This window comes from Chitinivibrionales bacterium (assembly GCA_014728215.1).
Classification (GTDB): Bacteria; Fibrobacterota; Chitinivibrionia; order Chitinivibrionales; family WJKA01; genus WJKA01.
Genome location: WJLZ01000215.1, coordinates 102,863 through 114,872 on the forward strand (window position 1 = coordinate 102,863; position 12,010 = coordinate 114,872).

7 protein-coding genes are annotated in these 12,010 nt (G+C 47.0%); 3 read left to right on the forward strand and 4 right to left on the reverse strand.

The window, feature by feature from the left end:
- Positions 1-81: 81 nt before the first annotated feature.
- Positions 82-1,902: an SUMF1/EgtB/PvdO family nonheme iron enzyme gene (locus GF401_20055; protein ID MBD3347357.1), complete on the reverse strand. Its 1,821-nt coding sequence runs from the start codon at positions 1,900-1,902 to the stop codon at positions 82-84.
- Between the two features lie 113 nt (positions 1,903-2,015).
- Positions 2,016-4,307, reverse strand: a complete 2,292-nt coding sequence (locus GF401_20060; protein MBD3347358.1) for a hypothetical protein — start codon at positions 4,305-4,307, stop codon at positions 2,016-2,018.
- Between the two features lie 278 nt (positions 4,308-4,585).
- Here GF401_20060 and GF401_20065 point away from each other — a divergent pair, with 278 nt between their 5' ends.
- Positions 4,586-5,953: a TrpB-like pyridoxal phosphate-dependent enzyme gene (locus GF401_20065; GenBank protein ID MBD3347359.1), complete on the forward strand. Its 1,368-nt coding sequence runs from the start codon at positions 4,586-4,588 to the stop codon at positions 5,951-5,953.
- A 62-nt stretch (positions 5,954-6,015) separates the two neighbouring features.
- Here the strand turns inward: GF401_20065 and GF401_20070 are convergent, their stop codons facing one another.
- Complete coding sequence (locus GF401_20070) at positions 6,016-9,141, reverse strand: PAS domain S-box protein (protein MBD3347360.1); 3,126 nt, start codon at positions 9,139-9,141, stop codon at positions 6,016-6,018.
- Positions 9,142-9,278: 137 nt separating this feature from the next.
- Entirely contained in the window at positions 9,279-10,271 is a 993-nt protein-coding gene (locus GF401_20075) for a hypothetical protein (GenBank protein MBD3347361.1), read from the reverse strand.
- A gap of 297 nt (positions 10,272-10,568) precedes the next feature.
- On the opposite strand from GF401_20075, the gene folE reads away from it, so the two are divergent.
- Entirely contained in the window at positions 10,569-11,120 is a 552-nt protein-coding gene (gene folE, locus GF401_20080) for a GTP cyclohydrolase I FolE (protein ID MBD3347362.1), read from the forward strand.
- A complete protein-coding gene (locus GF401_20085; GenBank protein ID MBD3347363.1) occupies positions 11,121-11,939 on the forward strand; it encodes an esterase family protein in 819 nt (272 codons plus the stop codon).
- Positions 11,940-12,010: the final 71 nt, after the last annotated feature.

The window sequence follows — 12,010 nt, forward strand, 5'->3', positions numbered from 1 at the left end:
TTTTCGTAGGCTATTTATAATGTTACCATTTGGGGAATCCGGGAGTTCATCCATCGCCCTCGTTGGGTCGTTTTCTTTCAATTACTCCGCATCCTTCACACATCGTATCCCGAAGATATTCATCCGTATTGAAGGATCATAGCCGATTCGATTGGCCGATCTGCACGAGGCGCCGTCACTGATCCATCCACCGCCGCGCATCACTTTCAATTCACCCTCTTTGGGGCCGGTGGGATTTTCTTTGGGGGATTTTTTATAGTAATTCCGGTCGTACCAGTCGCTGCACCATTCCCAGACATTGCCATGCATGTCATAAAGGCCCCAGGCATTGGGTTTGAATGTTCCGGTGGGAAGCAGCTTATTACGGAATGCGCCGACTTTTGCGCCACCAAAGGGTTTGCGGCCGTCAAAGTTGGCCATCTCGCTGGTAATGGTATTGGCAAAATTAAAAGCCGACTTTGTTCGGGCCCGGCAGGCATATTCCCATTCAGCTTCGGTGGGAAGTCGCTTGTCTAATTTCCGGCAATATTCATTTGCTTCATGCCACGACACATTATCGGCAGGACACATAGAGCATCCACGGACTGTCGATGTACTGTAGCCCATGACCCGCTCGAATCCCGCCTTGGTTACTTCGTATCTATCGATAAAAAAGTTGTTCACTTTCACGGTATGCACAGGATACTCATCAACATCACCAGCGCCACTCATGCACCCCATTTCAAAGGAACCGCCGGGTATATAGGCCATGCCCTGAGGGATCGTCGTTCCTTCCGGCGGTGTGACACCATTGTCCGTACCGGCGTCGGTTACCGGTGCTTTAAAATCTTTTCTCAGTTCTTTGGGTACCAGAGCTTCAATCGCACCGGGTATTTTGTCAAGAATCAAGCCGACATCATCGACAACCACTTCACTTATTCTGTTCTTTACCTGATCCCGCAGAACATCGATGAGTGTCAGATTAAACACAAAACGGCTCCCCAGGCCACCGATATCACCGACCACGACCAGATCCACGCCGAGAATGGACCCGATTTTCGACAGGCAGGAATCGGTTTGACATTCAACAATATCCGCAAGTCCTTCAGCACGAAGAATCGCCTTGACATCATCGAGAAACACCACCTCGATATCAGACACCTTATCAATCTCAGTCGCAATATAGTTGGAGACCGATACCAGGTCCTGCTTCGATGCAACGTTTGAATGCATGCTGAGCATGGCAATGGAAATAGGTATTTCATCGGGCTGTATCGAAGACTTGTATTGGGTGGAAAATTCCGAGAGTCCCGAGGGTATCTGCGCCAGACTTTTTTTCTGCTGCACAAGCTCCACTCCTCCTTTTCCCGCCTGGGCAATTCCCCGTTTTCCCGGAATGACAACCTGTTCGGCGCCGCCTTCCTTTTCACGGATCTTTGCTGCACCCCGATAAACATCGGCACAAGTCTCATCATCATCGATAAAAATTTTGACCACACATTTCCGGACAAACACCAGCGCGTTATCGGTCTCCACATCGAACCATCCCTTGCTCTCTTTATAGGAAGGCATTTCTATCCACAGATGACCTTTTTTCAGATTCAGCCGGGTACGCATGGCTTTGAGTTCCTGGTTCTCGAGCAGTTTCGAAAGAATAACATTGCTCTTCTCCCCCACAACAGCCGTTACACCCGATTCAAAATTGATTTCAATCATCGCACCGGCCGCCGTTGTCAATTCGGTTCCCATTTTCAGACGAACACCCTTTGAAACATTTTCCAATGAATTGGAACCGGCCGGTTTCATTTGGGCATTGCCCGTAAAGTCGTTAACAAATGCATGCTGTTCGACGATTTTCTTTGATGCAAAGGAGAAATTAGCTAAAAGGAAGATTGAAATCAGAATAGTAGGATAGAGTTTCATGTGTGCAATTCCCGGCGCTTCCAACGTTGATTATAAAAGACCACAATGTTTTCTTATGTATTGTACCTTTTTGGCGGCCCTTTAGCAAGAGCGGGGAATGAGATTTATTCCGATTACCGGCTCAGATCACTGCAGAGGCGTTTCAGCTCCTGAACATTACCGACACCGATTAATTCCCGGTTATCTTTCAGGATAATGACCGGTTCCCGGATATTGAGCGGAGAGATACTCTCCCAGTGCTTGTGGAGACGGTCTGCGGGACGGGTGAGCTTGTCGATCATTTTTTTTGAAGGAATCCCTGCTTTGTCGAGGAAACGAAACCAGTAGGTCGAACCGGGGCTTTTTGCGTATTCATCCAGATAGGCAGCAAACTCTTCGGGATAGGCCCGGGCAATGAGCAGCCATCGATCAGCCTCCTCGTTCCGTATCCGTGCCTGTGGCCCTTCTGAAGGCGGATTTGCAGGATCGGCATAAAGCAAGGGAGCGATAACAAAATTTTCATTATCGCGAACAGCCGCGGTTGCCACAGCCAGTACTCCCTCCACATCGGGAAACACCGGATCGACAAGGACGGCGACTTTGCCTTTTTCGAGGGGGCGATTGGGGAAATAATTCTGAGGCACCGTATTGTCGGCAAACACAAAACCTTTGTCTTTTTCTACCAGACGCTCCGCTACCTTATCGAAATTCGCGGTTTTTTTCAGGTTGGCACCGAAAAAGTAGAAAGGAAGGCTCGTTACGGAAAAACGGTCCAGAATTTCTTTGCCCCGTTCCGAAAGGTAATCAACAGTATCGATTTGTACTCCGGGGAAAAGCTCCAAGGTTGTAGCGATAATTTCACCTTCGGGATGTTGATAGCTCGAAGGCTCCCGCACGACCGTCAACGTAAATTTTTGCGCATCCCTGAATTCACATCTGCCTTCACCGTCATCCTGGATACATGCGCCTATTTTGCCCGGTTTCCGGCAATCGCGATCATCGATACATTCGGGAACCGAATCACAGAAAGACGATGAAACCTCCAGATGGTCGCACCGGTGTTTTGCCAGCCGCATCGCATGAAGGTTGTAATCGAAAGGAACATTATTGACAAACAGGGTGGGCGATGCCGAAATATTCAAGCGCGTCGACCGGTTGTAATGGAGTGCCAGTTCTCGGTTACCCTTCGCTGCAATCCATCGATCAATCTGTGCGGTATCTAAACCCATTTCAACAAAAAGCGCTTTATTGTTCCGATTCGAGCTTGATCGGCGATGCAAAAATTCGGTCCATCGTTCGGGATACAATGCCTTCACGGCAAGCCAGGCCTTTTCATCCTCGATTTCCTCTTCACCATGGAGCGAAGAAAATACCGTATCGCCGGTCACTGCGCCGATAAACCAGATATGACGATTAACTCCCGAAAATTTCCCCTCAAAAGATAAAAATTCTTTCAAAGCACTCAGACCATAGGGGCACTGACTCATGATATAGAGATCATAACGGTCTTCCCGGTGTGAGACGTGTAACTGTGATGGGATATCGAGCAGTTCCAGAACCGTGCTGTCATCGGGCATATCCTCCAGAATATCATGCCATCCCTTATCGATTATGCTTATCGAATCGACTTTGGGCACAATCGCCGCATATGAGAGTGCTTTACCCTGAAAGCCAAACTGCATAACCGGAATGTTGTTCACAACGGTTGCCGCCGAAGTGGTTTTTTTCCGATGACCGTTAACGATCAGATCGACCTGAGGAAATGCTTTTGTAAGGGAAGGGATTGTTTCTTCTCCAAGGTGGGAAAGGATAATCTGATAATCCGTTGCATTCTCAAACTCCTCCAGGATATTCCGGAGTGATTCAATCGGATCGTGTATTGTGACGCTGCTGTCGATTTCAAATAATTTCTCCCGGGTAGTGAGTGCCGTAATACCGTATTTTTTTCCTCCCCGTTCAACAACCACAAAGGGTTTTGCAAGACGGTTATTGCCCTGAAAGCAGTTGGCTGATATTAAGGGCACCGAAAACCGGCGGGCCTGATCGACGATCCATTTACCGCCATACTGTAGCTCTTCATCACCCACAGCAACGGCATCATAGCCCATATGTCCCATGGCTTTGAGTGCTGCCAGGGTACGAAGTGAATCCATGGCTCGTCCTTCGGAATAGGAGTCGTAGATACCACCGCCGGCAAATCCTCCTGCATCGAGAAGAAGACGGCTTTGGGGAGCATAGAGACTGGATAGGAATGCCGCACGTTTCGCCAGACCGCCGCCGGGAGTATGGGGACAATCGCAGGGGAAAAGCATTCCATGGGTTTCGGCTCCGGCAATAATCATCAACTGATCATTATCACTCACCGCCGCGATACAAACCGATACAATAAAGCTGATTATCAGATAGAAAACAGATATTTTTTGCATAATGATTTTAAGTATTTAAACTGTAAATGAAGGTAAATATAATTCCACCCGGCTCGTGGTAAAATAACATTACACCGGTGCATTCACCAACGAACCATATCTCAAAAACTCTCCAGGTGTACGAAACTTAAATATAGAAAGGGCATTTTAGCATAAACATTTACGCTTCGATTCCCGAGATAATTATATTAATACGCAGTATAGACTGCCGAAATTAATGAAAAAGTACGATTTTATCATTTCTCTCATTGAATAGCCGTATAGAAGGGAGCTTCCTGATGGCAGATCAGATCAAGTTTGTCTTAGAAGAAAAGGATATGCCGACGGCATGGTATAATATTCAACCCGACCTTCCGGAACCATTGCCGCCCTACCGTCACCCGGCAACCCAAGAACCGACTCGTCTTCCACCACCTCTTTTTATCGAAGAGATCGATAACCAGGAACACAACACCACCGACCGGTGGATAGAAATCCCTGAAGAGATCATGGATGTCTATAGGACCTGGCGGCCTACGACTCTGTACCGGGCCAAACGTCTTGAAAAAGCACTGGATACACCAGCAAAGATTTTCTTCAAGTACGAAGGCACAAGTCAGGCGGGAAGTCATAAACCCAATACGGCGGTTGCCCAGGCCTATTACAACAAAAAAGCCGGAATCAAACGGCTTTCCACCGAAACCGGGGCCGGTCAGTGGGGAAGCGCACTTTCACTGGGCGCGAATTTTTTTAAAATTGAAGTAAAAGTATATATGGTGAGGATCAGCTACGACCAGAAGCCCTATCGCCGTATCCTTATGCAGACCTGGGGCGCCAACTGTGTACCCAGCCCGAGTCCGGATACCGAAATCGGGAAAAAGATCCTTGCCGAAGATCCGGATTGTCCCGGAAGTCTGGGGATCGCTATCAGTGAAGCGTGTGAAGATGCTTTTGCTCACGACGATACCCGGTATTCATTGGGAAGCGTACTCAATCATGTTCTGCTCCATAATACGGTTAACGGTCTGGAAACAAAGAAGCTTATGACCGAACAGGTGGGTCTTTATCCCGATATTATTGTCGCCTGCGTAGGCGGTGGCTCCAATGCCGGAGGAATGTTCCTCCCCTTCGTTAAAGACAAAATCGACGGGAGCAAACCCGATCTCCGGATTATCTGCGCCGAGCCCACAAGCTGTCCGACCCTTACCAAAGGTCCCCTTACCTGGGATTTTGGTGATGTGGCCGGTATGGCGCCGATCACTTTCATGAATACCCTGGGTCATAATTTTATCCCTCCGCCCACCCATGCTGGAGGACTCCGTTACCATGGTATGGCACCGATTATTTCCCATCTGCTCAAGCTCGGATTAGTTGAAGCTACTGCGGTTCCTCAGCTTCCTACCTTTGAAGCTGGGGTTCTGTTTGCCCGCACTGAAGGCATACTTTCCGCACCGGAAACAACCCATGCCATACGAGTCGGTATCGATGAGGCCCTGAAATGCAAGGAGACCGGCGAAGCAAAAACTATTCTGATTGCTCACAGCGGTCATGGTCATTTCGACCTCTCGGCATATGATGCCTATTTAGGTAACAAACTCGAAAACTATGAATATCCTGAAGGAAAAGTGAAAGAGGCGCTCGATCACTTGCCGCAGATAAGCCAGTAGAGCAAAAAAGAAAATAACACGTTATCAGGAGGCAAACCCCGCGTTTGTCTCCTTTTTTTGGGTTACTCGTCTTTTTCTCTCTTCATGATCTTATTAAGGACTTTGGAAAATTCCTCGATGCTGAAAGGTTTGGCGATTACCCCGCTGAAACCATAATCCCGGTAATTGGCAAGAACCGGATCGTTAGAATAACCGCTGAAAACAATAACGCTTGCATCGTCATCGATTTCAAGGATTTTCCGGACAGCTTCTTTGCCGCCCATACCACCAGGAACGGTAAGGTCCATGATAACAGCATCGAATGGCGTTCCTTTTTCTAAAAAGTTGCGATAGGCATCAACCGCCTCCGAACCATTGGAAGTACAAACAACATCATAGCCGCTGTTGGTGAGAAGACGGCGGACAACCATTCTGACAACCTCATCATCATCCATAACCAGGATGCGATTTGATCCTGGAATAAGGCTTTCTTCATTCGATGCCTCATCTTCTGTAGAAGATGCCAGTGCGGGAAGATAAAAGATAAACTGCGATCCTTTACCGGGAACCGACCGGGCGGTCATGTGCCCGCCGTGTTTTTTGACAATCGAAAATGCGGTGGTGAGGCCAAGACCGTTGCCGTCCTTCTTGGTACTGAAATAGGGATCAAAAATTCTTTCGAGATCTCTCGGCGATATCCCAACGCCCTCATCAATGACCGATATCCGGACATACTTTCCCGGTTTCATGGGAAGTGCGACGGCGGTTCCCGACCTGATTGTATCGTCGATGGTATAATTTGCGGCTTTTACGGTTATCGTTCCGCCCTCGGGCATGGCCTGATTTGCATTGATAACGAGGTTATTCAGCACCTGATCGACCTGCCCCCGGTCGACCTCAACAGACCAGAGATCTTCAGGAAGATCAAGTGAGTAGTCCACATTTGATCCGCTCAGGCAAAACCCGACAGAATCTTCGATAATTTCCTTAATCGAGGCATTTTCTTTGACCGGTGTCCCCCCCTTCGAGAAAGTCAGGAGCTGTTTAGTCAGTCTGCTGGCCCTGAATGCAGCCTTCTCGGCATCCATTATCAACTGCTTGGCCTCATCATCCTGACAAATGTTCATTTTGGCCATAAAAAGATTGGTAACGATACCGGTAAGGATGTTATTGAAATCGTGGGCGATTCCTCCTGCGAGTAGTCCCACCGATTCGAGTTTGCGTGCTTTGAATAGCTCATTTTCCATTTTCTGCTGCTCGGTAACATCACGGAAAACAAGAACTACCCCGATTATTTCGCCTTCCCTGTTCCACATAGGTGAACTTGCATAGGCGATATTGCGCCGGGTCCCATCCTTTGCCTGGAGAACAGGTCCGAAGGAGCAGTCAACAACCTGGGATGTCGTTATGGCTTCCCGAACAGGACTTTCACAGGATTCGTCGGTCTTTTCATTCAACAGATGAAAAACATCATCAAATGATTTATCGATCAATTTATCTCTGTTCCAACCTAAAAGGGTTGCGGCAACCGTGTTGGCCAGCATTATTGTCCCGTTCGTATCGGTAGAAATAACGCCGTCACTGATCGAACGAAGTGTTACTTCCAGAAGTTCTTTTTCTTCTGCAAGCTCATTTTCGGCCGCTTTTCGCACCGAAATATCACGGATAACCACGGTAAAATACTGTCCCCCACGACTCTCCCACGATGAAGTCGACAGCTCCACAGGAAAATACTCCCCGTTTTTCCGGACTGCAGTCCCTTCCCGCACGATATTTTTTGCTGCCGAATTATCCTGCTCAATTTGCAGCTGTATAAATTCATCGATGCGTTCTTTATGTTTTTCGGGCATCAGAATTTCGAAACACTTGCCCAAGATTTCATCGGGATTATACCCGAACATCAGTTCGGCACCATTGTTCCAGAATACGATTCCACCCTTTTCATCAACTGAAAAGATCGCTTCATGGGCGGTCTGGGCAACAGCCTTGAATTTTTCATCGCTCTCCCGCTGCATCTCTTGCAGTCGCTTGGCTTCCGATATTTCGGCAGTGATTTCAGTTGCGCCGATCACAGTACCGTCGAGGTCGCGAACCGGATACCCCTTGATCAGCCATATTCTGCCGTCAGGACTGATTATTTCATTGGTACAGGCCCGCCCCTTATCCATGGCTTCCTTGACCGGACACCCTTCGCAGGGCTTATCGCGATTATGCCATATAGTATAGCAATATTTGCCGATCATCTCATTGAGACTCATCCCGGCATCAGCGCATGCATAACGGTTCGCCCAGTTAATGCGCATAGAACGGTCCTGGTAGAGGACAAGTTCCGAAAGGGAATCAAGAATTCGTTGTTTTTCTCGCTCCGAGCTTTTGCACCGGCGTTCGATAGCTTCCCGCTTAGCCATATCCTGCCGTAGTTCCTCATTTGCATCCCGGAGCTCTTCGGTCCGAACTTTTACCTGCTGCTCCAGCATCTCATTTGCCTTTACCAGGGCCTGTTCGGCTCGAATCTGATCGATTTTCGTTGTAAGTAATTTCACTATTTCATTTAAAAAATCGACTTCAATTTCATCCCAGTTGCGTTTCTTTTGAGTATCGCTGAATGAGACAAATCCGTTGGGGTTGTGATTGTCGGGATAAAAAATCGCAATAAAAGAACCGATACCGGTTGCATCTAAGAGTTCAAGCACATCATCTTTTATGGCACCATCGAGAGTTTCTTGACTGATGCTTATGCACTCATTTTCTTTCCCCACAAAACTGGAACAGATTTTTTTGGGGATTGTCAAGCCGATAGTGTTATCTATGCCGTCCTTCGACCACTGCTGAACACACAGGGCATCGAAATTTTCATTGAATTTATAATAGCTTGCCCTGGCAATACCAAAGGCTTCTCCGGCCATTTTCAGAAGCTGATTGATAAAATCCTTTTCCGAATGCGGCTTTGCTGCGGCCAGTTTCCACATCTCAGCCCGCAGGTTATTAATCCTGGTCTGTTCTTCGAGTTCCTTCCGGGCTTCAATCAGATCATCCATAAGGAGATCGAGTCCGCAGAACACATTGGTGAATTCATCTTCGGGAAGGTTGAAAACGTCGATTTGCCGGGAAAAATCGCCTACCGAAATTCTTGCCAATGACTCGGTAATAATAGTGAGCTTATCGGCTACATGTTTTTTATAATTTTCCGTTTCCGAACCGGACATCATTTAATCCATTTCTTCGGAGAGAAGTTATCTAAGCGTTTCAGTAGAAAATTTCCTGGACACTGAGAATGGTACTAATAAATTATAACTTTTAAAATTATAATTGTGAAGAATATTACCAAAACCGCCTTAAGGTGCGTTTATGGAACAAACATGAAGGAAACATCAATGGTGTCTGCGCGTTCTTCCCTGCGCGGAAACCGCCAGGCGCGAATATCTTCAACAAGTGACTTTTCAAAAAGTTCCCGTTTGATATCGGCGCGGATTATTCTGGGATTGATGACCTTTCCTGATGCTGTAATTGATAATCCAATTTCAATTGAATCGGGCACACTCGATTCGGGCATCCCATAACTGGAGATAATCCCGCCTAATACATGAGCATAATAGCGCCCGATCATTTCTTTTGCCTTCTGTCGGGAAAAATCCTTTACTTTCATTTGTGCCATGTCGGCTATGAGGGTATCCAGTAAAAGAGCGTACTTATTCACACCGTGGAGACAGGCTTCAACAGTAAAATCATCGATCGTATTGAGTATGCCTTGCTGAAAAAAAGTGTCCAGCGATGCCGTGCCGTAGGGCAGATAGTCGGCATCATTGATCCTGAGTGATTTTTCGGTTTTTTTCATTTTCCACAAATCGGCGGCATTACTTTCACCATAACAGGTATCATTTTCAGCAACAACGTTTTGACGGATTATGAGCACATCACAGACAACCGCACCGGTATCATTTTTAGAATAGCCATAGGGTACCAGGGCTCCGTGAATAACATGGGAGACCACAAATTCTCTATTCGAAGGAAGCTGAAGGGTGTATTCTTTTACCTGCCAGATAATACCGTTATCTTTCAACTCCAGACGGTCCTTTTCGACAAAGGCACCACCGGGATACTCCTGTCGTTTCTCCCAGAATCCGGCAAACATTTTTCTGGCCGAATCCTTCTCCTGTTCAGTAAAATTATCCACCACCGTGTAGTCTTCCATGGGAGATTCCAGCAGGGAAGCAAAGTGGCTTGGGAGCCCCTCTTTTGATATTCTGTTGGTAATTATTGCAACGACAACAAGAACAATAATAAGAGGGACCGCTTTAATTAAGGTGCGGGCTCGCTTAGGTTCTTTTTGTGTTCTCATATATAAGGCTACCTGCCGCCTTTCGGCAATTATGTGCTATAAAACTATATTTGACGGAATGCCGAATGCAAATTAACCGACCGTATATGCACTAAGAAAGGAAAAGTGACCGGTTTTTCGCCCCAAAAGTTATTTTGATTCTTATTATCCTAATAATATAGATCCTGCCGCCGGGGGATCAATATTCGTTGAGTATGGGAGTAATGTATTAAAATGGCGTTCCAGGGATTACCCTGTTCATGCTCTATCCCAGATTTTCAGGAGAGCATTCCTGAATAGAAAAATGAAAGGTGTGCGATGAAAGAGGCTGTAAAAAAAATATTGGAAGAAATTGGTGAAGATCCCAATCGCGAGGGTCTTTTGAAGACTCCTGAGCGGGTTAAAAACGCCTATGCGCACCTGATGAAAGGTTATTCACAGGATCCGGATAAAATTATCGGTAATGCCATATTTCATGAGCCATGCGATAATATGATTATTGTAAGGGATATTGAAGTATACAGCATGTGCGAACATCATATGCTTCCCTTTTTCGGCAAATGCCATATCGGTTATATCTCAAAAGACAAGGTTTTCGGAGTCAGTAAACTCGCCCGTCTGGTCGACTGTTTCGCTCGCCGTCTTCAGGTACAGGAACGGCTTACACATCAGATCGCGTCACATCTTATGGACCCGATCGATGCCGAAGGTGTTGGCGTTGTTATTGAGGCCCAGCATCTGTGCATGATGATGCGAGGGGTGAGTAAGCAAAATTCACATATGATCACTTCGGCCATGCTCGGAAGTTTCAGAGACGACTCCCTGACCCGGAATGAATTCCTTCGTCTGATTTCCATGGAGCGACGGTAAATGCGCTCCCCTTCGGTGATTACATGCATTCTGTTTTCGGCATTGCTCTGTATTTGCAAGGCATCGGAACAGATCGTTACGATTCCGAGTAAATTGATGAGCCGAAAATTCAAGGCCAGTGTTGTTGTACCCGATTCCTACGATTCTTCCCTGAAATCATACTCCGTTATCTATCTTCTGCATGGCTACGGCCGTGATCACAAAAGCTGGGGTACACTCGTTCCGCTCGATAAACTTTCGAATAAATACCAGGTGATCTTTGTTTGCCCAAGCGGCAATCGCAATTCATGGTATGTCGACAGCCCGGTGAAAAAGAACTTCCTTTTTGCCACATACATCACCCGGGAAGTAGTACACTTTATCGACAGTACCTGGCGAACCCATGCCACCGACAAAGGACGGGCAGTTATCGGATCGAGCATGGGAGGGCATGGGGCACTCACCATAACCGCACAAAATCCCGATCTTTTTATCGGCGCGGGAAGCATTAGTGGTATAGTAGATCTGAACGATTTTCCGAATGAATGGGAGATCGACCGCGTTCTTGGCCCCTGGCAGACCAGCAAAGAAAACTGGGATTCCTTCAGTTTTATCGGAATGATCGATTCGTTGGTAAAAAAAGAGCGTGCCCTTGTTATCGAATGCGGCACCGATGATCCCGTGCTGGCCGGCAACCGCAAGGCTCATGAAAAAATGCTTTCGCTCGAAATCGAGCATGATTATTATGAACGGCCGGGTAACCACACACAGAAGTATGTAAAAAAAGTCTTTGAGTACCATCTGTTATATTTCAGCAGAAGGCTTCTGGAGCCGAGGTAGGAGCAAAGTGGGAACGAGCGCACGAGGGAATAAAGCCATATCATAATTATTTAGGAAATTTCAATTAGCTC